This window comes from Dactylosporangium fulvum, from assembly GCF_025137375.1.
Classification (GTDB): Bacteria; Actinomycetota; Actinomycetes; order Mycobacteriales; family Micromonosporaceae; genus Dactylosporangium; species Dactylosporangium fulvum.
In genome coordinates this window covers 8,271,419-8,293,056 of record NZ_CP073720.1, presented here as the reverse complement: position 1 = coordinate 8,293,056, position 21,638 = coordinate 8,271,419, and the positions used below count along the sequence as shown (strand labels likewise).

Annotated in this window: 25 protein-coding genes and 1 tRNA gene; 17 read left to right on the top strand and 9 right to left on the bottom strand. The window is 70.7% G+C overall.

Features of this window, described 5'->3' with window-relative positions:
- Positions 1-32: 32 nt before the first annotated feature.
- The 5 genes from Dfulv_RS37980 to Dfulv_RS37960 form a co-directional block, all read right to left on the bottom strand.
- Positions 33-105 (bottom strand) — tRNA-Ala (locus Dfulv_RS37980).
- The gene (locus Dfulv_RS37975; protein ID WP_259858642.1) at positions 96-503 is read right to left on the bottom strand and encodes a VOC family protein; all 408 of its coding nucleotides are present in this window, start codon (positions 501-503) and stop codon (positions 96-98) included. The genes Dfulv_RS37980 and Dfulv_RS37975 overlap by 10 nt, the downstream gene beginning before the upstream one ends.
- A 73-nt stretch (positions 504-576) precedes the next feature.
- Positions 577-969 (bottom strand): hypothetical protein, encoded by a 393-nt coding sequence (locus Dfulv_RS37970; protein WP_259858641.1) that lies wholly within the window; start codon positions 967-969, stop codon positions 577-579.
- Between the two features lie 90 nt (positions 970-1,059).
- Positions 1,060-1,629, bottom strand: a complete 570-nt coding sequence (locus Dfulv_RS37965) for an RNA polymerase sigma factor (RefSeq protein WP_259858640.1) — start codon at positions 1,627-1,629, stop codon at positions 1,060-1,062.
- Between the two features lie 97 nt (positions 1,630-1,726).
- A complete protein-coding gene (locus Dfulv_RS37960; protein WP_259858639.1) occupies positions 1,727-2,899 on the bottom strand; it encodes a S8 family peptidase in 1,173 nt (390 codons plus the stop codon).
- Between the two features lie 71 nt (positions 2,900-2,970).
- On the opposite strand from Dfulv_RS37960, the gene Dfulv_RS37955 reads away from it, so the two are divergent.
- The 7 genes from Dfulv_RS37955 to Dfulv_RS37925 all read left to right on the top strand — a co-directional run bounded on the left by Dfulv_RS37955 (position 2,971) and on the right by Dfulv_RS37925 (position 10,911).
- Positions 2,971-3,189: a hypothetical protein gene (locus Dfulv_RS37955; RefSeq protein WP_259858638.1), complete on the top strand. Its 219-nt coding sequence runs from the start codon at positions 2,971-2,973 to the stop codon at positions 3,187-3,189.
- Positions 3,190-3,247: 58 nt separating this feature from the next.
- Positions 3,248-5,794: an FHA domain-containing protein gene (locus Dfulv_RS37950; RefSeq protein WP_259858637.1), complete on the top strand. Its 2,547-nt coding sequence runs from the start codon at positions 3,248-3,250 to the stop codon at positions 5,792-5,794.
- Between the two features lie 121 nt (positions 5,795-5,915).
- Positions 5,916-6,650 carry a dienelactone hydrolase family protein gene (locus Dfulv_RS37945; protein WP_259858636.1) on the top strand — a complete coding sequence of 245 codons (735 nt, stop codon included), beginning with the start codon at positions 5,916-5,918 and terminating at the stop codon, positions 6,648-6,650.
- 3 nt (positions 6,651-6,653) lie between these two features.
- Positions 6,654-6,935 carry a DUF6295 family protein gene (locus tag Dfulv_RS37940; RefSeq protein WP_259858635.1) on the top strand — a complete coding sequence of 94 codons (282 nt, stop codon included), beginning with the start codon at positions 6,654-6,656 and terminating at the stop codon, positions 6,933-6,935.
- 172 nt (positions 6,936-7,107) lie between these two features.
- On the top strand, positions 7,108-8,979 hold the full coding sequence (locus Dfulv_RS37935) for a propionyl-CoA synthetase (protein ID WP_259858634.1): 1,872 nt from the start codon (positions 7,108-7,110) through the stop codon (positions 8,977-8,979).
- Positions 8,980-9,075: 96 nt separating this feature from the next.
- Positions 9,076-9,651: an ATP-dependent Clp protease proteolytic subunit gene (locus Dfulv_RS37930; RefSeq protein WP_259858633.1), complete on the top strand. Its 576-nt coding sequence runs from the start codon at positions 9,076-9,078 to the stop codon at positions 9,649-9,651.
- Between the two features lie 33 nt (positions 9,652-9,684).
- Entirely contained in the window at positions 9,685-10,911 is a 1,227-nt protein-coding gene (locus tag Dfulv_RS37925) for a serine hydrolase domain-containing protein (RefSeq protein WP_259858632.1), read from the top strand.
- 1,114 nt (positions 10,912-12,025) lie between these two features.
- Here the strand turns inward: Dfulv_RS37925 and Dfulv_RS37920 are convergent.
- On the bottom strand, positions 12,026-12,724 hold the full coding sequence (locus Dfulv_RS37920) for a DUF4097 family beta strand repeat-containing protein (protein WP_259858631.1): 699 nt from the start codon (positions 12,722-12,724) through the stop codon (positions 12,026-12,028).
- 53 nt (positions 12,725-12,777) lie between these two features.
- Between Dfulv_RS37920 and Dfulv_RS37915 the strand changes: the two genes are divergently transcribed.
- The 3 genes from Dfulv_RS37915 (at position 12,778) to Dfulv_RS37905 (ending at position 14,400) form a co-directional block, all read left to right on the top strand.
- On the top strand, positions 12,778-13,332 hold the full coding sequence (locus Dfulv_RS37915) for an O-methyltransferase (RefSeq protein WP_259858630.1): 555 nt from the start codon (positions 12,778-12,780) through the stop codon (positions 13,330-13,332).
- 21 nt (positions 13,333-13,353) lie between these two features.
- Complete coding sequence (locus Dfulv_RS37910) at positions 13,354-13,854, top strand: hemerythrin domain-containing protein (RefSeq protein WP_259858629.1); 501 nt, start codon at positions 13,354-13,356, stop codon at positions 13,852-13,854.
- Positions 13,855-13,947: 93 nt separating this feature from the next.
- The gene (locus Dfulv_RS37905; protein ID WP_259858628.1) at positions 13,948-14,400 is read left to right on the top strand and encodes an STAS domain-containing protein; all 453 of its coding nucleotides are present in this window, start codon (positions 13,948-13,950) and stop codon (positions 14,398-14,400) included.
- Here Dfulv_RS37905 and Dfulv_RS37900 read toward each other — a convergent pair.
- Complete coding sequence (locus Dfulv_RS37900) at positions 14,345-15,013, bottom strand: pentapeptide repeat-containing protein (RefSeq protein ID WP_259858627.1); 669 nt, start codon at positions 15,011-15,013, stop codon at positions 14,345-14,347. The genes Dfulv_RS37905 and Dfulv_RS37900 overlap by 56 nt on opposite strands.
- 52 nt (positions 15,014-15,065) lie before the next feature.
- On the opposite strand from Dfulv_RS37900, the gene Dfulv_RS37895 reads away from it, so the two are divergent.
- The 5 genes from Dfulv_RS37895 (at position 15,066) to Dfulv_RS37875 (ending at position 18,810) form a co-directional block, all read left to right on the top strand.
- Positions 15,066-15,677, top strand: a complete 612-nt coding sequence (locus Dfulv_RS37895; RefSeq protein WP_259858626.1) for a TetR/AcrR family transcriptional regulator — start codon at positions 15,066-15,068, stop codon at positions 15,675-15,677.
- Between the two features lie 106 nt (positions 15,678-15,783).
- Entirely contained in the window at positions 15,784-16,605 is an 822-nt protein-coding gene (locus Dfulv_RS37890) for a CAP domain-containing protein (RefSeq protein WP_259858625.1), read from the top strand.
- A gap of 242 nt (positions 16,606-16,847) precedes the next feature.
- Positions 16,848-17,711: a DUF4397 domain-containing protein gene (locus Dfulv_RS37885; protein WP_259858624.1), complete on the top strand. Its 864-nt coding sequence runs from the start codon at positions 16,848-16,850 to the stop codon at positions 17,709-17,711.
- Positions 17,712-17,720: 9 nt separating this feature from the next.
- The gene (locus Dfulv_RS37880; protein WP_259858623.1) at positions 17,721-18,377 is read left to right on the top strand and encodes a class F sortase; all 657 of its coding nucleotides are present in this window, start codon (positions 17,721-17,723) and stop codon (positions 18,375-18,377) included.
- A gap of 286 nt (positions 18,378-18,663) precedes the next feature.
- Positions 18,664-18,810 (top strand): hypothetical protein, encoded by a 147-nt coding sequence (locus tag Dfulv_RS37875; RefSeq protein ID WP_259858622.1) that lies wholly within the window; start codon positions 18,664-18,666, stop codon positions 18,808-18,810.
- A 141-nt stretch (positions 18,811-18,951) separates the two neighbouring features.
- Here the strand turns inward: Dfulv_RS37875 and Dfulv_RS37870 are convergent, their stop codons facing one another.
- On the bottom strand, positions 18,952-19,383 hold the full coding sequence (locus tag Dfulv_RS37870; RefSeq protein WP_259858621.1) for an SsgA family sporulation/cell division regulator: 432 nt from the start codon (positions 19,381-19,383) through the stop codon (positions 18,952-18,954).
- A 272-nt stretch (positions 19,384-19,655) separates the two neighbouring features.
- Between Dfulv_RS37870 and Dfulv_RS37865 the strand changes: the two genes are divergently transcribed.
- Complete coding sequence (locus Dfulv_RS37865) at positions 19,656-20,165, top strand: TIGR02611 family protein (protein WP_259858620.1); 510 nt, start codon at positions 19,656-19,658, stop codon at positions 20,163-20,165.
- A 343-nt stretch (positions 20,166-20,508) separates the two neighbouring features.
- Complete coding sequence (locus tag Dfulv_RS37860; RefSeq protein WP_259868915.1) at positions 20,509-20,865, top strand: histone-like nucleoid-structuring protein Lsr2; 357 nt, start codon at positions 20,509-20,511, stop codon at positions 20,863-20,865.
- Positions 20,866-21,133: 268 nt separating this feature from the next.
- On the opposite strand, the gene Dfulv_RS37855 is transcribed toward Dfulv_RS37860, so the two are convergent.
- Positions 21,134-21,553 (bottom strand): Hsp20/alpha crystallin family protein, encoded by a 420-nt coding sequence (locus Dfulv_RS37855; protein WP_259858619.1) that lies wholly within the window; start codon positions 21,551-21,553, stop codon positions 21,134-21,136.
- Between the last annotated feature and the right edge of the window lie 85 nt (positions 21,554-21,638).

Here is a 21,638-nt window from a genome sequence, read left to right as displayed (position 1 = left end):
CGCCGCGGCCCGCCGCGCGCGGACCCATGGGGCGAGGCCGGCCGGAATCGAACCGGCGTCCTCCAGCCTGCTGCGCCGGCGCGACGACCTCTGCGCTACGACCTCGCCGGCGGGTAGCTTAGTACCCGCGTGCGCGGCTGGTAGAGCTGGTGCAGGACGAAGGAGTTGCCGTCGGGGTCGGCGAAGCTCGTGACCCGGGAGAACGGTCCTTCCTCGATCGGCCCCTCGAAGAGGATGCCCCGCTCGGACAGCTCGTCGTAGGTCTTCTCGATGTCGTCGGTGTCGAGGACGATGCCGCGCATCGAGCCCGCCGGCATCGACTCGAACCAGGTGACGAGTGTGAAGGAGGTCTGGCCGTGCTTCGGCGCGACCTCGACCCAGCGGCGCTCGCCCTCGTCGTTGTCGCTGACGAGCTCCCAGTCGAGCGCGTTGACGTAGAAGTCCCGCGCGCGGTCCTGGTCGCTCACCGGGATGGACACGATCTGCACGTGGTCGATGGGCATGGCCGGCTCCCTCGCGACGATGCGGCACTTCCCCGCACGGTACCGCCGGAAGTGTCCGTGTCGTGGCGAGAATCTACAACTGCACCCATTCTGTCCGGACCGGTGCGAAGCCGCCTTCGTCCTGCGGCTCGCAGCGCAGCCGGACCGGCCCTGGCGTCACACCTGTGATCTTGAACCGGCCCTGCGGATCCGCCGCGGTCTCGTGGGTGCCGTCCGGGGACTCGACGACCACCCGCGCCGACAGGGCCGGGGCGAGCTCGCCGACCACCTCCACCATGCCGGCCCTGGTCGTCACCTGGACGTCGATGGTCAGCGAACCGCCCAGGAAGGTCAGCAGCCGCGGGCCGCCGCCGCGCACGGCGATCAGCCTGCTCGCGACCGAGTCCTGGACCGGTTCGGCCGGCGCCGCGTCCAGGTCGCGCCAGGCCAGGCTTGCCCGTGTGGCGGCCGGGACCGTTGGTGGCACGGGGTCGTGCCGGCCGGCGAACTCACGCGATGAGAGCTCAGCACCTCTTCCTCCCCGATCATCGGGTCGGCCCTGCCCAGGAGCAGCGCGTCATATCGAAGCCGCCAATCGTCGACGCAGCGTGCCGAGGCAGCGCTGCCGGGTCGGACCGATGCTGCCGATCGGCACGTCAAGCGCGGCCGACACCTCGGCGTAGCTCGGCTGCGGGTCGGCGATGAGCACTCGCAGCAACTGCTGGCACTGGCCGGACAGCGCGCGGAATTCGTGCCACAACGCGGCGTCGCGCTCGTCGCGCAGCACCCCCGCGTCGGGCTCGTCGGCGGCGTCGAAGCCCACCTGGACTCCGAGGTGCTCGACGAAGTCGGCGGCGGCTCCCGCGGGCACGTCGCGGCCGCCCTTGCGGAGCAGGGCGATCGCCTCGCGGCGGGCCGTGGTGGCGAGCCACGAGCCGAGCTTGTCGGCGTCACGCACGTCGTCGATGTGTTCGACCAGGCGCAGCCAGGTGGCCTGGCTCACATCGGCGGCGTCGGACTGGCCGAGCTGGAAACTGCGGGCGACCGACCAGACCAGGTTGGCGTATCTGTCCACAATGGACTCCCAGGCCTTCTGGTCGCCGTCGGCAGCCGCCCGCAGGACATGGGCGTTGTCAGGCTCAGCCATGGTCTCGAAGGGTAGCACCGAGGCCCCCGGGTGACGGGGCGCGGCGACCAGCGCGCCGCACCCCGTCACCCTCCTCCCCCCGGTGTGGCACATGGCACTAGTCCAGGCCCGCATAGCGGCCGTACCTGCGGTTCGCGCCCCCGACGACCGCCTCGGCGGCCAGGCGGACCGACCCGGCCCCCGGCAGGGCGTCGGCGATCGCCGCGGCGACGTACGGCGTCGCGAACGACGTGCCGCTCCACCGCGCCCAGCCGTCCGGGAACCGCTCGTGGTTGACGAACGTGCTGGTCACGTTCGCTCCCGGGGCCGCCACAGTGATCCACGTCCCAGTGTTGCTCCACTCGGCGATCCGCAGCCCGTCGTGCGCGGCCACCGCGACAACGCGCCGCCGCCACGGCGCGCTGGTCCCGGCGTAGGCGGCCGGCCAGAACGGGCGGTCGTGCTGCCCGTCGTTGCCGGCCGCCGCGACGACGACCCGGTCGCCGCTGGTCAGCAGCCCGGCCAGCGCCGCCGTGAGCAGGACGGGCGGCCGGTCGTCGAGCGTGTATCCGCCCAGTGACAGATTGATGATCCGATAGCCGTCCGCCTGCCGGAGTCCCGCGACGAGGTCGGTCTCCCGGCACACCCCGAACGTGTCGACGATCTTCATCAACCGTGGCTGGACCCGCGGCGACCGGGTCAGCAGGACACCGGCGACGAAGTTGGCATGACCCGCGTCACCGGCCGTGATCCCGTCCTCATCGATGTCCACATCGGACTCGAAGTCTCGTTGCTCCTCGGCCACGTACCGGTCCTTCGGCAGGGGGCTGTTCAGCCACACGCCGGTGTCGAGCACCAGCACCCCGACCTCTTCCGTGCCGTCCGTCCGCGCCGGGAGCGTGCCGGGCGGCGCGGGGCACGGCGGCCCGTACGCCCCGGCGTGCTCGAACGGCGTGGAGACGAACACGTGGTTCGGCCCGGCCGCCACCCGGGTGTCCCCGGCCGCCTCGGCCTGGACACGCACGCGGCGGGCCGCGCGTGCCACGTCGAGGCCCGGCAGCCGGACCCGCCGGAAGCCACTCGGGACATCCCCCTCCTCAACGATGTCCCGCGCGGCGAAGCCCTGCTCCGCGAACGCCTGCCGGGCGGTCGCGAAGTGCTCGTCGAGCACCAGCAGCTCGTCGGCGACGAACCGGACCGGACTGCCGTCCGCCCGGTCCTCACGGCGCACCCACGGCAGGCCGGCCAGGCGCCGGGCGCGGCGGGTCCGCCACCCCTCAGCTGGTGCCATCGCTGCCTCCTCACGTGGGTCTGCGAACTAGAGGAAGCGGGTCGCGTTCGTGATACACGGAATTCTGGTTTGTGATTTCGCTCGCCCGGCCTGCCGGAGACCTCGGCGAGCCGGCCGCCGGCCCGTGCGCGTTCCTCGGCGCTCTCGTCGAGGCCGGGCACCTGATGCCGTGGTCGGCCGCGGCCAAGGTGCTCGTCGCCGGGCGGGTCGTCCCCGACGGCCTCGAGCCGGGCGTGTTGCCGCAGTTCATGGCGGCGATGAGCGCGGAGATCGAGCACGCCTGGGATTGAGTGGTTTCGTTGCCCACCCCGGGTGTTCCCGGTCGTCCGCGGGCGGCATGATGGGCCGGTGGCGAGCATCGACCAGCAGACAGCGACCCGCGAGCTCACCGTGCTCGAGGTGTCCAGCGGCGCGGCCAAGGCACTGGTCCGGCCGGACGACACGGTGACCATCGGCCGCGACGCCGCCAACGACCTCGTCGTCGAGGGCAACCTGATCTCACGCCGGCACGCCGAGGTGATCTGGAACAACGACGGCTGGTTCCTGCGTGACCTGGAGAGCCGCAACGGCACGTTCGTCAACGGCGAGAAGGCCGCCTATGCCGCGGCCACCGACGGCGGCAAGGTCAACCTCGGCGCGGCCGACGGGCCCGCCGTCACCTTCAGAGTGACGACGATCACCGAGTCCGCGCCGGTGCCCCCGGCGCGGGAGGTCACGCAGTACGAGGCGGGCGCCCGCGTGCGGCTCGGCCGCGGCCCGGACAACGACATCGTGCTGACCGACCTGCGCACCTCGCGCAACCACGCCGAGCTGCGCCGGACGCCGACCGGCTACGAGGTGGTCGACCTCGGCAGCCGCAACGGCACCTTCCACAACGGCCGGCAGATCACCCGCCAGGCCATGCGGCCCGGCGACATGATCTCCATCGGCCGGCACGAGTTCATCTTCGACGGCGCCCGGCTCCACGAGTTCGAGGACGCCGGACCGTCGTCGCTCATCGCCGACGACCTCACCGTGCGGATCAAGGACGCGACGCTGCTCGACGACGTCAGCTTCGCTCTGTCCGAGGGCAGCCTGCTCGGCATCATCGGCCCCTCCGGCTGCGGCAAGTCCACCCTCGTCAAGGCCGTCGCCGGGCTGCGCCCCGCCACCCAGGGCACGGTCCGTTACGACGGCCGCGATCTCTACGCCGACTACGCCGAGCTGCGCTACCGCATCGGCATGGTCCCGCAGGACGACGTCCTGCACCGCCAGCTCACCGTGCGCAGGGCGCTGCGGTTCGCCGCCGCCCTGCGCTTCGCCGACGACGTGCCGCGCAAGGAGCGCCGGACCCGGGTCGCCGACGTCCTCAAGACGCTCAACCTCACCGAGCGGGCCAAGCAGCGCATCGACAACCTCTCCGGCGGGCAGCGCAAGCGCGTCTCGGTCGCCCTGGAGCTGCTGACCGAGCCGTCGCTGCTCTTCCTCGACGAGCCCACCTCCGGCCTCGACCCGGCCCTCGACAAGGAGGTCATGGAGGAACTGCGCGAACTGGCCGACAAGGGCCGCACCGTGGCGGTCGTGACGCACAACGTCATGCACCTCGACCTGTGCCACCGTGTCCTGGTGCTGACGGTCGGCGGCCGGATGGGCTACTTCGGGCCGCCGGCCGAGCTGCTCGGCTTCTTCGGCGCCGAGGACTACGCGGAGGTCTTCCGCGAGGTGACGAACAACGCCGAGCACTGGGTGCGGACGTACCGGTCGTCCGAGCTCCACACGCGCTACGTCATCGAGCCGATGGCCGAGGCACCGCCGCCGAAGCCCGAGGTGATCGAGCGGGTGACGGTGCCGCTGCCGCGCTCCCCGGAGTCGTCGGAAGGCGCCGCCCCGGACGCCGCTGCGGGCGCCGCCGGGGTGGCCGACTCGCCCACCGCCGAGCAGGCCATGCCCGCGCGGCCGGCGTCCTCGGCTCCGTCCGAATCACCACCGGCGCCGGCCCAGTCCCCGCTTCCCGGCGCCGCCGGCCGGTCCGGGGCCGCGGTCGGGCGGGCCCGCGTCAAGCTGGGCGGCGCCTCGCTGCGCAGCCGTGCCCTCCACCCCGCGGCGCCGCTCCGGCAGTTCCTGACGCTGTGCCTGCGGATGTTCTGGGTCATCGGCGCCGACCGCGGCCTGACCCTGTTCATGGTCGGGCTGCCGCTGGCGCTCGCGCTGCTCACCCGCACCGTCCCGGGCGACAACGGCCTCGCGCCGGGCCCCACCCGGTTCAGCCTGGAGGCACAGCGGCTCCTCGTGGTGCTGGCCGTCGGCGCGGCGTTCCTCGGCACCGCCGCGGCGATCCGCGAGATCGTCAACGAGTCGACCATCTACCGGCGGGAGCGGGCCGTCGGCCTGTCCGCCGGTGCGTACCTGGCCTCCAAGGTCTTCGTCTTCTCGATCATCATCATCGTGCAGACGGCGCTGTTCACCTGGCTGGCGCTGCTCGGCAAGAAGCCGCCGAAGGACCCGTTGATCTTCCCGTCGCACTGGCTGGTGGAGATCATGATTCCCGTGGCGCTGGTGGCGCTCGCCTCGATGGCGTTCGGCCTGTTGGTGAGCGCCCTGGCCAAGACGACCGAACAGACGACCCCGGTGCTGGTCGTCGTCGTGATGGCCCAGCTGGTACTGTCCGGCGGCCTCTTCGAGCTCGATGGCCAGTCGGTGCTCGAGCAGATCTCATGGCTGTTCCCGACGCGCTGGGGCCTGGCCGCCGGCGCCTCGACGGTCGACCTGCAGTCGATGATCCCGTTCAAGGATTCGCTCTGGGAGCACACGACGGGTGCCTGGTGGCGTTCGGCCCTGTTGCTGGTCGTGCAGTTCGCCGCCCTGATCGGCGTGGCCCGCCTGGCCCTGCGCCGGCTGGAGCCCGGCCGGCAGTGACCGTCGCCCCGAGAAGGCCGTAGCCGTCCCCGGCTGCGGCCTTCCGTGTTTGGCGGCCCGTCCCGGCGTGTATATCGTTTGCCTGGCTAAGCAACTTTCGTGCGAGCACGGAGAAAAGAACATGTCTGATGCGATCCGCGCCGAGACGGTGCTCATCGGGGACGAGCAGATCCAGGCGTACCTCGCCCGGCCGCTCGGCCCCGGGCCGTTCCCCGGTGTGGTGGTGATCCACCACCTGCCCGGCTACGACGAGGCCACCAAGGAGATGGTCCGCAGGTTCGCCGTGAACGGGTATGCCGCGATCTGTCCCAACCTCTACTGGCGCGAGGCGCCGGACGCGTCGCCCGACGACGCCTCCGCGTTCGTGCGCGGGCAGGGCGGGATCGCCGACGAGCAGATCATCCGGGACGTCGGCACGGCCGTCGAAGCACTGCGGGCGCTCGACAACAGCAACGGCAAGGTCGGCGTCATCGGGCACTGCTCGGGCGGCCGGCAGGCGCTGCTGGTCGCGACGGCGCTGCCGGTCGACGCCGCCGTGGACTGCTACGGCGCGTTCGCGCTGGAGCCGCCGCCGGCGAGCTCCGGGTTGAAGATGCAGCCGATCAAGGACCGGCTGGGTGACCTGCGCTGCCCGGTGCTGGGGCTCTTCGGCGACGACGACCAGTTCCCGGCCCCGGCCGAGGTGGCGCGGCTGGCCGAGGCGCTGCAGGCGCTCGGCAAGAGCTTCGAGCACCACAGCTACCCGGGCGCCGGCCACGCGTTCTTCTCCGTGGACCGGCCCAGCTACCGCCCCCAGGCCGCGGTCGACGGCTGGCAGCGGATCTTCGCGTTCTTCGGCCGGCACCTGGAGGGCTGAGCTGTGTGTACGTACGACACCGAGACGGTCGACCTGGAGGGCAGCGGCAAGGGCGCGGACGGCTGGTTCGAGGTGACGCGGGCGGCGGTCTACGTTGATCATCCGCAGCACGCGCCGTTCGGCCACACCTTGAACATCGACTTCGCCAACCCGGCCCTCGGCCCGGCGGCCCGGGTCGCGGTGGAGCTGACCGAGGAGGCGGCGCTGGCGCTGGTGGCGGCCATCCGGACGGCCCTGTCGAACGCCCCGGCCGGCCTGGCGAGCGCCACTGCCCCGGGCCACTGACGCAGCCGAATCCGGGATTCTGCATGATCCGGAAGACTTCGCGCCGAATGGCGGCGTCAAGTCTTCCGGATCATGGAGATGTCCGAACCCAGGGCGCGACCGGGCACAACGGCGGGAGAAATCGGCCGGTCGGGAGAGACGGAACCGCGGGGGAGGGAGCAGGATCGACGGCATGGGCGCTTATCGCGAAACCTACGAGCGGAGCCTTGCCGACCCTCAAGGATTCTGGCGCGACGCCGCCGCCGCTGTGGACTGGAACCGGATGCCGATCCGGGTGCTGGACGGCGACCGCCCGCCGTTCTACCGCTGGTTCCCCGACGCCGAACTCAACACCTGCCACAACGCCCTGGATCGGCATGTCGCCGCCGGACACGCCGACCGGACCGCCCTCATCCACGACAGTCCCGTCACCGGGACCGTCAGCAAGTACACCTTCCGGGAGCTGCGCGACGAGGTGGCGATCTTCGCCGGGGCGCTCCGGCGGCTCGGCGTGGGCCGGGGTGACCGCGTCGTCATCTACATGGCCATGGTGCCCGAGGCCGTGATCGCCATGCTCGCGTGTGCGCGGCTCGGGGCCGTGCACTCCGTCGTCTTCGGCGGCTTCGGGCCGAAGGAGCTCGCCGCCCGCATCGACGACGCGCGGCCGAAGGTCGTCGTCGCCACCTCGTGCGGCATCGAGGCGAGCCGGATCGTCAGGTACAAGCCGCTGCTCGACGCCGCGCTCGCCGAGGCCACGCACCGGCCCGACCACACGATCGTCCTCCAGCGCGAGCAGGCGCCCGCCGACCTGTCCGGCACGGACCTGACCTGGGCGGACGCGGTCAAGGGCGGCACCGCCGCGGAGTGCGTGCCGGTCGCGGCGACCGACCCGCTCTACGTCCTCTACACCTCCGGCACGACCGGCCGGCCGAAGGGCATCGTCCGCGACAACGGCGGCCATGCCGTCGCGCTCGCCTGGTCGATGACCAACGTCTACGCGGTCGGCCCCGGCGACGTGTTCTGGGCCGCCTCCGACGTCGGCTGGGTGGTCGGCCACTCGTACATCGTGTATGCCCCGCTGCTGGTCGGCGCCACCACGATCATGTATGAGGGCAAGCCCGTCGGCACGCCCGACGCCGGGGCGTTCTGGCGGGTGGTCGAGGAGCACGGCGTCAACGTGCTGTTCACGGCGCCGACCGCGATCCGCGCGATCCGCAAGGAGGACCCGGACGGCCGGCACATCCGCCCGATGCCCAGCCTGCGCACCCTCTTCCTCGCCGGCGAGCGGCTCGACCCGCAGACGTATGGGTGGGCCGGCGAGAAGCTCGGGGTGCCCGTCGTCGACCACTGGTGGCAGACCGAGACCGGCTGGCCGATCGTCGCCAGCCCGCGCGGCCTGGAGCCGATGCCGACGAAGGCCGGCTCGCCGTCGGTGCCGGTGCCCGGATACGACGTGCGGGTCCTGCGGCCCGACGGCACCGACGCGCCCGCCGGCGAGGACGGCGCGATCGTGATCCGGCTGCCGCTGCCGCCGGGCTGCCTGCCGACGCTGTGGGACGACGACGAGCGGTTCGTGGCGTCGTATCTCAGCGCGTACCCCGGCGCGTATCTGACCGGCGACGGCGGCCGCTTCGACGAGGACGGCTACCTGTATGTCATGGGCCGCACCGACGACGTCATCAACGTCGCCGGGCACCGGCTGTCGACGGGGTCGATGGAAGAGGTCCTGGCCTCCCACCCGGCGGTCGCCGAATGTGCCGTGATCGGTGTCGACGACGAGTTGAAGGGGCAGGTGCCGCGAGGGTTTGTCGTACTGAAGGCCAACGCCCCGGCAACCGACGGGCTGGTCGACGAGTTGGTCGCCCTGGTCCGCGAACGCATCGGCGCGGTCGCCGCCCTGAAGAGCGTGCAGGTCGTCCCGGCGTTGCCGAAGACGCGCTCGGGCAAGATCCTGCGCAAGACCATGCGCGGCATCGCGGCCGGCCGTGACGAGCCGGTGCCGTCGACAATCGAGGACGCGGCGGTCATCGATGCCCTGAGACCGATCCTGCAAGAGCCACGCTGACAGCGAACACGCTCACAGCGAACCGGGGATCTCAAGGGCGCCGATCGTCCATACCGTCGGGAAGGAGCAAGCCAGGCCCGGGAAGGAGCCCACCGCATGGCCGACCTTGAGATCCCCTTCGACAGTGCCGTCTTCGAGCGGCTACTCGCCAAGCGCATCATCGTGCTCGGCACCGAGGTCAACGACGAGAGTGCCAACCGCATCTGCGGCCAGCTGATCCTCCTGGCCGCCGAGGACTCCGAGAAGGACATCAGCCTCTGGATCAACTCACCCGGCGGCGCCGTGCACGCCGGGATGGCCATCTACGACACGATGCGCTTCATCCGCAACGACGTGTCGACGGTGGTCATGGGCATTGCTGCGTCGATGGGGCAGTTCCTGCTCAGCGCAGGCACCCCCGGCAAGCGGTTCGCGCTGCCGCACTCGCGGGTCGTCATGCACCAGCCGTCCGGCGGTATCGGCGGCACGACGGCCGACATCGCGATCCAGGCGGAGCAGTTGTTGCTGACCAAGCAGATCGTGCAGCGGCTCATCGCCGAGCACACCGGCCAGATCCCGGAACAGATCGAGGCCGACTCCGACCGCGACCGCTGGTTCACCGCGCAGGAGGCGGTGGAGTACGGGTTCGTGGACAGGGTGGTGCAAGGGGCCGAGCAGCTCGCGATTTCTTGATCTCCCGGAGCGGGCGAGCATAGAGTCCGCGATGTGAACATCGACCGCGAGGTGGCGCCCGAGCAGGCCGGATTCGACGCGCGGCGGCTGGCCCGCCTGGACGCCCACTTCGCCGGGTATGTCGACGACGGCCGGCTGGCCGGATGGCAGATCGTCGTCGCGCGTGACGGCAAGGTGGCACACAGCAGCACCTACGGCGCGCGTGACGCCGAGGCCGGCCTGCCGGTCGAGCCGGACACCCAGTGGCGCATCTACTCGATGACCAAGCCCATCACCTCGGTCGCCGCGATGATGCTGTGGGAGGAGGGCCGCTTCGAGCTGACCGACCCGATCAGCCGGTGGCTGCCTGAGTTCGCCGACGTCAGGGTCTACGACAAGGGCTCGGCGAGCCAGCCGTTCACCGTGCCGGCCGTCGAGCCGATCCGCGTCTGGCACCTGCTCACCCACACGTCCGGCCTCACGTACGGCTTCCTGCAGACCTCGGTCGTCGACGCCCTCTACCGCAAGGCCGGTTACGACGTGCTGCCCAAGACCGGCGTCGACCTCGCCCAGGCGTCCCGCGACTGGGCGGCGCTGCCGCTGCTGTTCCAGCCCGGCACGGCGTGGGGCTACGGCGTCTCGACCGACGTGCTCGGCCGGCTCGTCGAGGTAGTCTCCGGCCAGTCGCTGCCCGGCTTCCTGCGGACCCGGATCTTCGAGCCGCTGGGCATGGTCGACACCTGCTGGTCGGTCGAGGCCGGTTCGAAGCGGATGGCGGCGCTGTACGTGCCGGGCCCCGACGGCAGGGCGACGCGGTTCGACCCGATCGGCAAGGCCGCCTTCGAGGAGCCGACCGTCCCGTCGGGCGGCGGCGGCCTCATCTCGACCGCCGCCGACTACCAGCGGTTCATGCAGATGCTCCTGCAGGGCGGCACCCTGGCGGGGGAGCGCCTGCTCAGCAGCCGCACGATCGGGTTCATGACCCGCAACCACCTGCCCGGCGGCGTGGACCTCGACACCCTCCAGACCGGCGGGTTCGCCGAGACGACGTTCGAGGGCATCGGCTTCGGCCTCGGCTTCGCGGTGGTCCGCGATCCGGTGCCGGCGCGTGTGTGGAGCAGCCCCGGCACGTACTACTGGGGCGGCGCGGCGAGCACGGCCTTCTGGGTGGATCCTGTCGAGCGGCTCACCGTCGGCCTCTACACCCAGCTGATGCCGTCCAGCACGTATCCGCTGCGCCCCCAGCTCCGCCAGCTCGTCTACAGCGCGCTCATCGACTAACGATCATTGACCAATGGGCGGATCCGGTCGTCGGACCGCCGGACTCCAGCACGGTCGGCGTCCTGCTCGGGCCGGTCGCCGGCCGGATCGGTGATCGCGGAGGCTCGGCGTTGCCGCGTGGGTTCCGGCCGGCTTGTGGCTCGTGATCACGATGCGTTCGCGATCACGCCGGCACGGTGGCCGCTGTTTCATGATCACGGAGACTTGGTGCACCCCTGGGAGCCTGTTGCGTAATTCGCTGGGACAGCGTTGGCGGCCCAACTACGCGCCGATCTTGGAGTTGTGGCGCCATGAACCTCCGAATTTGTCCGGGTTTGTCAAGGACCACAACTCCAAGATCGGCGCGGTTGTCGGGGTTGACGCGCGAGGGATCCGAATTGCGCGACAGGCTCCCTGGCTGCACAAGCCCTTCGGGATCATGAGGACGTCCGGTTTGGTCGCGTCGGGCAAACAGTGGGAGCGCGCCGGCTGGTTGGGCGTCGACGGCGTCGCTCTGCACCCCTTGTTGTGGACAAGCTGGAGAGGCGGCCTCCACATCGACCCATCCGGATAGCGGGTTTCGGACATGCTCATGATCTGGAAGACTTGACGCTGCTATTGGGCGCGAAGTCTTCCGGATCATGAAGAAGCCGGACAAGATCGCTGAGCTGGTGCGCATGAGCGATCGGCGCCGGCGCGTCGGCCGGATCGGCGACCCATGCACCGCCTCGCGAAGCCGCCAAGCCCGGCTGCGAGCTGTGGAGCCTGGTCGCGGGCCGCCAAGCCCGGCCGCGAGCCGTCAAGTCCGGTCGCGAGTCGTCGAGCCCGGCCGTGGTTGCTGAGCCGGCCGTGGCTGGGGAGATCCGGTGCGGTTGCCGGCGGTCCGGGCGGGCGGCCGCCGGGCCGGGCGGAAAGGGGTTCGGTCCCCGGCGCGGCTGGCACCGCCGGGCCATTCAGGTCCGGGCAACACCCACCGCAGCCGGCGGATGACCGACCGGCCGGCCGGGCAGGCCTCGTGGCTGCACGCCGTCCGCCTGCCCGGCTACGCCCCGACCTTGATCCGGTGGAACGAGGCACGGGCCACGACCTGGCCAACCGCCTCGTGATCCCATCAGCCGGATCACGAAACGCTGCTCTAGACGAACAGCAGGTCGCCGCCGCCGGTGGCGATGTGCACCTTGTGGGCCGAGCCGGCGTCGGTCTTGATCGACCCGCTCTGCTTGCCGCCGTCGAGCTCGGTCTGCAGGGCGTAGGCGTCCGAGGTCAGCCGCATGTTGACGTTCGCGCCGCCGCTGTCGACCCTGATCCGGTCGGGCGCCTGGGTGACCCGCAGCTCGATCGGGCCGCCGCCGGTGCGTGCGTTGAGCTCCGGCGGCGCGAGCGCCTCGCCGTTGAGAGGGCCGCCGTCCGTCGCCACGTCGATGAGGCCGGTCATGCCGTTGAGCGTGACCGCGCCGCCCGAGCTGTCGAGCCGCAGTGAGAGCGTCGACGGGATCTGCAGCTCGTAGGAGATCGAGCAGTTGTTCTTCGGGCAGCCGGTCGAGGCGAGCACCAGCTCCCCGCCCTCCACGGTCTGCTTGCGGCCCGGCTTGTCGCTGCGGTACTGCTGGGTCTCCGTCACCTTGATCGTCGGACCGTTGCCGACGCTCACCTTGATGGTGCCGCCCAGGCTGTTCACCTCGACGACGCTGACGTCTTCCTTGACCTCGTACGTGTTCGTGGCACTCTGCTCCGCCGCGTCCTTGTCGGCCGACGGCGGGGGAGTGCCGGACTCACCGCAGGCGCCGAGGGCGAGCAAGGCGGCGGTGATCGTGATGATCCGCAGTGACTTCACGGGGGACAAGCTTTGCACGCGCCGTGACGGGATCCTCGCTAGGGTATGCACCCATGAATCTTGTCGATGCCGCCTACGCCCGGGCCGAGGCCAACGGATTCGGCCTGTCCTGCGAGCCGCCGGTCGGCCGGCTCCTCGCCGTCCTGGCCGCGGCCCTGCCGCCCGGCGCGCGGGTGCTGGAGATCGGCACGGGCGCCGGCGTCGGGACCGCCTGGCTGGTCTCGGGCCTGCTGCCCCGCACCGACGTCACCGTGACCACCGTCGAGGTCGACCCGGCGACCGCGGCCGTCGCCGCCCGGGAGGACTGGCCGTCCTTTGTGGAGCTGCGGGTCGGCGACGCGCTGGAGTTCCTGGCGGCGGTCGAGGGCGGCTTCGACCTCGTCTTCGCGGACGCGCGTGGCGGGAAGACCGAGGGGCTGGACCGTACCGTCGCGAAGATCAACTCCAGGGGGACGCTCGTGGTCGACGACATGACCGAGATCGACGGGTGGCCGGAGGACTTCAAGGCCGTGCAGCGGGGGGTCCGCCGGGCCCTCGTCGAGCACCCCGATCTGGTGACGGTCGAGCTCGACCACGGATCCGGGGTGGTCGTGAGTGTGAGGCGCTAGCCCAGGGGTAACCCGATGGTCATGTCGACTGACGCGATCGTGCTCCTCAAAGAGGACCACAAGAACATGAGGCGGTTGTTCAAGGAGTTCCAGGCGAACGAGGACGGCCCGGCGACCCGGAAGGCGAAGATCGTCGAGCAGATCCTCGAAGGGCTGACGGTGCACACGTACCTCGAGAACGAGGTCATGTACCCGGAGGTCCGGCGGCTCGTGCCCGACCTGGAGGACGACGTCCTCGAGTCCTATGAGGAACACCACGTGGCCGATGTGCTCTGCATGGAGCTCGCCACGATGGGACCCGAGGACGAGCACTTCGACGCCAAGGTCACGGTCCTCATCGAGAACGTGACCCACCACGTCGAGGAGGAGGAACAGGAGTGGTTCCCGAAGGTCCGCGAGGCCCTCGGCCGTGACGAGCTCCAGGAGCTCGGCGCCAGGATGTTGGAGCTGCGCCCGTCCGCACCGACGAGGCCGACCGAGCCGAAGGCGCTGAAGAAGGCCCTCGACGCCATCCGCGCCTGACCCTTCGAGCCGTCGCCGGTGCACGAGTGACCCGTGCGGGGTCCACCGTGTGTCCGCTGACACCGGTGGCCGGTGCCAGTACCGTCGGAGACGATGAGTGCTGTCGTGCTGGCCCTGCACGGGCTGCTGGTGGACGGGACCGTCGCGACGGTGGAGCCGGTGCTGGCCGGGTGCCTCGCCGCGCACGAACCCCGGCTGGTGCTCGACGTCTCGCAGGTGACGGTCTGCGACACCGTGGGGGCCGCCCTGCTCGTGAGCGTCGCAGACACGGCCCGTGACCGGGGTGGCGAGGTCCGCCTCGCCGCCCCGTCGCCGGCGATCCGCTCGTGGCTCGGCGTCGCGGCCGGGATGAGCGGGATCGCCGTGTTCGGCAGCGTCGACGGCGCCGTCGACGCCGACCCGCGTGACCTGATCGACGCGCTGCCCGCCGCGACCGCCAACTGCGTCGACGAGCGGCCCGCGCTGCGCCCCCAGCGGTCCCGCCGGCGGGTCAGCCTTTCGGGCCGCGCACGATCACGCCGAGGTCCCGCATCACCGCGTCGGTGAGGCCCGGCAACTGGGCCGGCTCGATCGTCACCCCCCGCAGGCTGCTCATCCCGCTCACCTCCGACAGCTGGTTGCCGCGCAGGTCGGCGCCGCGCAGGTCGCAGCTCTCAAACGACATCTGCCGCAGCCGGCAGCCCTGCATGGCGGCCCGGTCGAGCACGCAGTCGCGCAGGACCGTGTTGACCAGCACGCAGCCGACGAACCCGGTCGGACCGGCCGTCGTCACGTCGTCGAGCGTCGCGGCGTCGAGGCGGCAGCCCTCGAACAGCACGTTGCTCAGCTTCGACTCCGCCAGGTGGGCCCAGGTGAGCTTGCAGTTGACGAAGTGGACCCGTTCCAGCGAGAGCCCGGTGAGCCGCGCGGCGGTGAAGTCGACCTTGTCGAACCGGCAGCCGCTCACCGTGACGTCCTCCCAGACCACTCCGTTGAGGTCCAGGTTCTCCAGGTGGGCGCGGCGGAGCCGGGCGTCGATGAGCGTGGTGCGGATGGCGCGGCCGGTCTGCACATGTGCGTCGTTGAGGTTGCCGCCCCACGGCGCGGTGACCGGCTCGAGTTCCCCCGGGTCGAGGGTGGGTAGCTCGATGTCGATGTCGTGCACGGTGCGCAATGCCACGTACCTCACCGTAGAGGGTCCCGCGCCGCGGCGGCACGTAGGCTGACTGGTCATGAGCGATCAGGGGCTGCGGCAGCGAGTCGACGGGCGGACCCTGCGTGCCGAGCGCACCCGGCGCGCGATCACCGACGCGCACCTCGCGCTGCTGGAAGAGGGCGAGCTCAAGCCGACGGCCGAGCGGATCGCCGAGCGGGCGGGGGTGTCCCTGCGTGCACTGTGGACCAACTTCAAGGACATGGAGCGGCTGTTCGCCGCGGCCGGCGAACGCCTGATGGAGCGCCAGGTCGCGGAGTTCCGCCCGGTGCCGCCGGAGCTCCCGCTGCCGCGCCGGATCGAGTTGTACTGCGAGCAGCGTGCCCGCCTGCTGGAGCTGATCGCGCCGGCCGCGCGTGCCGCGCGGATCCGGGAGCCGTTCTCGGCGCAGCTGCGGCGAAACCGCGAGTGGTACATCAACACCGCCCGCGAGGAGGTCGAGACGCTCTTCGCCGCCGAGCTCGCCGCCGCCGGTGACGCGCGGTCCGAGGTGCTCGACGCGCTGACGGTGGCGGTGACGTTCACCGGCTGGTCGATGTGGCGTGACGATCTGCACCTCGACGTGCCGTCCGCCACGGCGGTGCTGCGGCGGGTCGTGAGTGCGCTGTTACCCGACGCATCGACGGCATAAGTTTGCCTTAGACCGCTGTTAAATCGGCATCGGTGCACGACTCGGACACGGTACGGCTGCCTAGGCTTCGCAAGAGTTGGTTCCGTCTGTGCCTTGGAGGCTCCTGGTGTCAGCGTTCGGCGACGGTCGTCCGGACTCGTATCACCCCTACGAGCCGCACGAGCCCAATGAGCCCTACGCTCCCGCCGGGGAGGAGCACGTGCCGCAGCACCGGCGCGGCTCGCGCCTGGTGCTCGCCGTCGGCGTCGGCGTGGCCGCCCTGCTCGTCGTCGGTGCCGCCACGGTCGGCGGCTCGCTGCTGCTGGGCCGCTTCTCGTCCTCGTCCGCGGATACCGCCACCGTCGCGGGTGCCGCGTCGTCGGAGTCCGCCGGTGACCCGTCGGCCGACGCGTTCGCCGAACCGGACGCCCTGGGCGCCGCGCCCAGCCCGGCCGAGGCCACGACCGCCTCCCCGGCACCCGGCCCGACGACGTCTTCGGCGCCGGCGAAGACGCAGACCACGCCGCCGGCGAAGCCGAAGACGACCGCCGCGGTCCCGGCCAACGCGAGCTATGAGGCGCAGGTCCTCGCGATCGCGAACAACGAGCGCGCGAAGGCGGGCTGCAAGCCGCTCGCCGCCAACACCAAGCTCGCCACCGCGGCCCGCAAGCACTCCGCCGACATGGCCGCCCGCGACTACTTCTCCCACGACACCCCCGAGGGCGTCGACTTCGCCACCCGGATCAGCAACGAGGGTTACCGCTGGTCGGGCGCCGCGGAGAACATCGCCAAGGGCCAGCGCACGCCCGAAGAGGTCATGAAGGCGTGGATGAACAGCTCCGGGCACCGGGCCAACATCCTCAACTGCAACCTCAAGGATCTCGGCGTCGGCCTGGCGTACCAGGGCAAGACCGCGATCTGGACCCAGGACTTCGGCACTCCTCGATGATCATTCATTGATTCGTACCACTCGGTAGGTTGACTCGTCCGTCCGGCGGTTGCGTGCCGGGCGGACGGCGGGCACCGTACACGTGGTTGTCGCGGCGGGTGGCGAATTGCTCACGGACATGCCAGACTCACCGCGATCAGTACCTATGGTGCCCGTGCGGATTACTCACGTTCCTCTCCGACGGGCGCGCTCCACCCGCAACTCGATGTGATCTTCGCGGTTCGAGCAAGGGGAAGAGAAACGTGACCGTTGCACCTCCCCGCCGGCGGCTCGCGGCGTTCGCCGCGATGGCACTCGTGGGCATCGGACTGGCGGTGGTCGACGCCTCCCCGGCGGCTGCCGCCGGCGTCGGCTACGTCCGGCTCGCGCACCTGTCGCCCGACACTCCCGCCGTCGACGTCTACCTGAGCTCGGTCTCGGGGGCTGTGCCGCAGCAGAAGTTCCCGGCGGTCGGTTACGGCGTGGTGTCGAAGTACCTGCCGCTGCCGCCCGGGACCTATGCCGTGGCGATGCGCTCGCCCGGCGCCGCCGCGGACAGCGCTCCGATCCTCAGCGCCCAGGCCACGGTCGAGGAAGGCAAGGCCTACACCGTGGCCGGCGTCGGCAGGTTCGCCGACCTCGGCCTGCGGGTGATCGTCGACGACCTGGGCCTGCCCGACGCGGGCAAGGCCAAGGTTCGGGTCGTCCAGGCGTCCGTGCGGCAGCCGGTCCTCGACGTCGCCGTCTCCAACGGGACGAAGATCGCCGACGGCGTGCAGTTCGCCACCACGACCTCGTACCAGACGGTCGACCCGGGCCGGTGGACGCTGCGGCTGTCCGCGCCTGACGCGTCGGCCTCGGCGACGACCGTCACCGCGCCGCTCAAGGCCGGCAGTGTGTACTCGCTGATCGTCCTCGACGGCAAGAACGGCCTGACCGCGCAGTTGCGCACCGACGCGTCGAGCGGCGGTGTCCCGGCGGGCGGCGTCGACACCGGTGGTGGCGGCACGGCGGACGAGGACCGGGGCGCGGGCGCCTGGCTGCCGATCGGCGCCGCCGCGGCGCTGCTGCTCGCGGTCGCCGGCGGCCTGTTCCTGCGGCGGGCCCGGATGCGCGCCCGTTCGTAAGCTGCGGTCATGCGTACGTCGAACGGGCGGGTCGTCAGGCATCGAGCGTTTCGCCTGACCTCCGCCCGCCGGCGCACGGTCACCCTGATCCTGTGTGTGCTGGCCCTCGCCGCGCCGGTCTACGTCGGTGCCGCGACCCTCGTCGGCCGGCGGGTTGATCTCGACGCCGGCGAGTCGACGTGGATCGTGCCGAACAGCATCGATCTCTCGTCCGAGGTGGCTGACGACGGCACCCCACCGAGCCGGCTGCGGATCCCGTCGCTGAGGGTCGACACCGCCCTGGAGTCGCTGAACATGGACGCGGCGGGCGTGCTGGCCAGCCCGAAGGCCTACGGCGAGGCGGGGTGGTTCGCGCAGGGGACGGTCCCGGGTGATCCCGGACCGGCGGTGTTCGCCGGTCACGTCGACTCGAAGACCGGCCCGGCGGTGTTCTACAAGCTGCACCAGCTCAAGGCCGGCGACAAGGTCGAGGTGCGCCGGGGCGGGACCTGGCTGACGTTCTCCGTGACGGCGAGCGAGCACTACGCGAAGGCGAAGTTTCCCAGCAGCCGGGTCTACGGCCCGACGCCGGTGCCGGAACTGCGGCTCATCACCTGCGGTGGTGAGTTCGACGCCGGTCGCCACTCCTACCGCGACAACATCGTGGTCTACGCGGTGCTGCAGTGAGGGAAAGTTTTGGGTCGGTGTGCCAGGTCGCCTCGCGGCGATAGGCGCGACACGGCTCCAGCCGAACGGTATTCCGTGAAGGCAGTGTGGTGAGGCCCGGGGACACACAGCACACCGACTTGAGCAACAGTAGCGCGCTCACCACCCGCCGTCCCGGGAACCGAGGATGGGAGAAATCACAGGAGTTTCTCCTGGATTCGGGATTAGCCGCGGTGACTACAGCAAAGCCGCGGCCCGGGCCACGGGGACGAACCCGCGCCGGCTCCCGTGCGCGGGCGACGACTGGATGCGGCGCCGGAGCGCAGACCGCGTCGGGCGCCACGTCCTGATCCTCGCGCTGGCAGCTGGCGGGCTGCTGGCTGCGGCGACGGTCGGCGTGGCGCCCGGTTCTGTGGTCCTGGTGGTGCCTCTGCTGCTGGTCCTGCTCGCCTGACAGGCGGTCTGGGTCGTGGTGCTGCGCCGGCGGGATGCGCCTGCCTGGCTGGTGGCCGTGGTCGGCGCGGTGGTCCTGGCGTGGCCGCTGGCCACCGCGCTGCCGCTGGCGGGCTGATCGGACGCCGAGGAGGGCGCCGGGTCAGCGACCGGCGAGGAGCCGGTTCACGGCCATGTCGACGTCCAGGTGGTCGGTCTCGTGGCCGCGAGGCACGACACTGTACGTGCGGCGCAGGAACCTGACCAGGACACTGCGCGGCACCTCGAACAGTGCGTTGCCGTCCGGCGAGGACAGCGCGAGAGCGACGAAGTCGCCACGCGGCCCGTTCCACGGCCAGACCCGCACGTCCCCGATGCCCGCCGGCTCGTCCAGCCCGGTGAACAGCAGTTCACGTGCGAACGACCAGCTGACCGGCTCGCCGCCCGCGGATTCCGCGTGGAAGAGCACGTGCACCGCGTACGGGTCGTTCGGGTCGTAGCGCAGGCTGGCTCGCACCGGCAGCGCGGTCGCGTCGGGCGCGACGAGTCGTAGGGATGTTTCGACCTCGACGGTCGACGGTCGGATAGCGCTCATGTCGTACTCCCCCCGGCACCGCTGCGGAGCATGCCGTGCCCCGCCTCTCCTATGTTGAGGCGATTCCCAGTGTTACGGGTAGTGATTCTACGATCTCACTCTGTAGTGTTTCTGGGCCCGATTTGCCGTGAACCGAACATCATGCGACCGATGTCGGGTTTCGTGGGCGTGACCGGGGTCCTTGACGTGGCCCATGGGCCGTTCGTCAATTCATTCCGGTAACGTCCAGTGGTCCGTGGGAGTGACGGGTTAAGGAGTGAAGGGAACGATAAATGCGCGACAGTGAGGTGGACGGGTCGGGCGTTACGCCTGATTCCGGGCCGTCTGCCGCACGCGAGGGTGACTTCCGGCGTGTCGCTGTCGGCGGTGTTCCCGATCCTGGCGGTAAAGGCCCCGGTGTGAACTCTCCTGCTGCCTGGCGGTTGCGGACCGCTCGCATACGGGCCCATGTGCTGCGCTGGCGCCGCCGATTGCACTCCACCAGGGTGGGCCGTTTCGGGGTGAAGATCGCCGTTGCCCTGATCGGCACCCTCGTCATCGCCGTCGGTGTGGTGCTGCTGCCGTTGCCGGGCCCGGGCTGGGTGATCATCCTGGGTGGCCTGGCCATCCTGGCGCTGGAGTTCCACTGGGCCAAGCGCCTGTTGCATTTCACGCGCGAACAGTTGTTGCGCTGGACCCGGTTGGTCCGGGAGGGTTCCTGGCTGGTACGGATCGTCTCCGTGGGCGGCCTGCTCCTGGTGGTCGGTGGGGCGTTGCTGCTGTCGCTGAGGATGCTCGCCTGACTCCACATCTGCGATCGTCAGCGCTGCGGGGTGAGTCGTGGCCATCCTGCCGGGGTGGATGCCACTGGTTCCATCCCGGCGGTCTGTCCGTCGGGTTATCGCGTGTCGCCTTTACCGATCGTGCGCGTTTGTGTTGTATGCGTTTCGTGACGGGCTGATTTCGACACCCAGCGCGCGAGAAGGCTACGGTGGGAGTAATCTCGCCCGGAACCAGGCGTAGCATGTCGCCAAGTATCTTGTTTGTGTCCGAATGATGCGGCCGGTGCACTCGGTGCCGAGGTCCGGATCGATTCTGTACACATCGGTTCTGTACACATGGGTACCACCCGAGGAAAGGCCACTCATGGCAAAACGCGTCATCCACGAGCTGATCGACGACATCGACGGCAAGCCCGCCGCCGAGAGTATCGTCTTCGCGCTCGACGGCGTGCAGTACGAGATCGACCTGTCCGCCGCCAACGCCGCGAAGCTGCGTGACGCGGTGGCGCCGTTCGTCGCCGCCGCGACGAAAATCGGACGGGGTGGCGTCGTGGCCACCTCGCGCGGCCGGGAGGTCCGCGGTCGCAGCGTCACCCGCGGCGACCGCGACCAGAACCGTGCGATTCGGGAATGGGCGCAGGCGAAGGGGATCGAGGTTTCCGACCGGGGCCGGATCAAGCAGGACATCGTCGATCGCTACCACGCCGAGGCCGGTCGTTAGCCGCAACGGCAAGCAACCGTCGGCGCGGTCGTGCCGTCGTGGTCGTGGCCCGTTCCCACGCCCGGCGGCCGGTCGCGCCGATCGCTTTGTCGACGCACGGAACCTCGCCGCCGGAATGCAACGCCGGGAATGCCGCCGATGATCACCGCCGGCGTCCCTGGAATTACCGGTGGTGCCGACGCCGATCGATTCGCAAATCCGCGTCGAAACGCGACGGGCCGCGACCCTGCCAGGGTCGCGGCCCGTCGCGTATTTCGGGGTGGGGCTACTAGGCGGAGGCCAGCTCCCGGTTCGCGGTGCCGATTTCGATCTTGCGCGGCCGGGCCTTCTCGGCCACCGGGATGCTCAGCGTGAGCACGCCGTTGTCGTAGTTCGCCTCGAGCCGGTCGGTGTCGAGGCTGTCGCCCAGGACGAGCCGGCGGGTGACGGTGCCGGTCGCACGCTCGGTGATCACGCGGCGCAGGCCCTCGCGCTGGGCGCGGGTGCGCTCGGCGCGGACCGTGAGCACGTTGCGGTCGACGGTCGCGTCGATGCTGGCCGGGTCGACGCCGGGCAGGTCGATCTCCACGTAGAAGGTGTCGCCGTCGCGGTACGCGTCGAGCGGTGCGCTCGCGCCGCGGCGGGTGGAGTCGAAGAACTGGCCGGCGAAGGTGTCGAAGTCCCGGAACGGTGCGGTGCGCAGCAACATGATGTGTCCCTCCAAGGTTGAGCCCCTGTCGCTCAACCCTTACAACCGGGGACGTTTCCGAGACCTTCCGTCATGACACGTGACG

Bases quoted from the DNA above. Each gene is read 5' to 3' on its own strand.
- Dfulv_RS37975 (WP_259858642.1), bottom strand. From the start codon at position 503: ATGCCCATCGACCACGTGCAGATCGTGTCCATCCCGGTGAGCGACCAG.
- Dfulv_RS37905 (WP_259858628.1), top strand. From the start codon at position 13,948: ATGAGTGCTGTCGTGCTGGCCCTGCACGGGCTGCTGGTGGACGGGACC.
- Dfulv_RS37865 (WP_259858620.1), top strand. From the start codon at position 19,656: ATGCGCGACAGTGAGGTGGACGGGTCGGGCGTTACGCCTGATTCCGGG.
- Dfulv_RS37945 (WP_259858636.1), top strand. From the start codon at position 5,916: ATGTCTGATGCGATCCGCGCCGAGACGGTGCTCATCGGGGACGAGCAG.
- Dfulv_RS37870 (WP_259858621.1), bottom strand. From the start codon at position 19,383: ATGAGCGCTATCCGACCGTCGACCGTCGAGGTCGAAACATCCCTACGA.
- Dfulv_RS37965 (WP_259858640.1), bottom strand. From the start codon at position 1,629: ATGGCTGAGCCTGACAACGCCCATGTCCTGCGGGCGGCTGCCGACGGC.
- Dfulv_RS37930 (WP_259858633.1), top strand. From the start codon at position 9,076: ATGGCCGACCTTGAGATCCCCTTCGACAGTGCCGTCTTCGAGCGGCTA.
- Dfulv_RS37880 (WP_259858623.1), top strand. From the start codon at position 17,721: ATGCGTACGTCGAACGGGCGGGTCGTCAGGCATCGAGCGTTTCGCCTG.
- Dfulv_RS37860 (WP_259868915.1), top strand. From the start codon at position 20,509: ATGGCAAAACGCGTCATCCACGAGCTGATCGACGACATCGACGGCAAG.
- Dfulv_RS37855 (WP_259858619.1), bottom strand. From the start codon at position 21,553: ATGTTGCTGCGCACCGCACCGTTCCGGGACTTCGACACCTTCGCCGGC.
- Dfulv_RS37960 (WP_259858639.1), bottom strand. From the start codon at position 2,899: ATGGCACCAGCTGAGGGGTGGCGGACCCGCCGCGCCCGGCGCCTGGCC.
- Dfulv_RS37935 (WP_259858634.1), top strand. From the start codon at position 7,108: ATGGGCGCTTATCGCGAAACCTACGAGCGGAGCCTTGCCGACCCTCAA.
- Dfulv_RS37910 (WP_259858629.1), top strand. From the start codon at position 13,354: ATGTCGACTGACGCGATCGTGCTCCTCAAAGAGGACCACAAGAACATG.
- Dfulv_RS37915 (WP_259858630.1), top strand. From the start codon at position 12,778: ATGAATCTTGTCGATGCCGCCTACGCCCGGGCCGAGGCCAACGGATTC.
- Dfulv_RS37875 (WP_259858622.1), top strand. From the start codon at position 18,664: ATGCGGCGCCGGAGCGCAGACCGCGTCGGGCGCCACGTCCTGATCCTC.
- Dfulv_RS37895 (WP_259858626.1), top strand. From the start codon at position 15,066: ATGAGCGATCAGGGGCTGCGGCAGCGAGTCGACGGGCGGACCCTGCGT.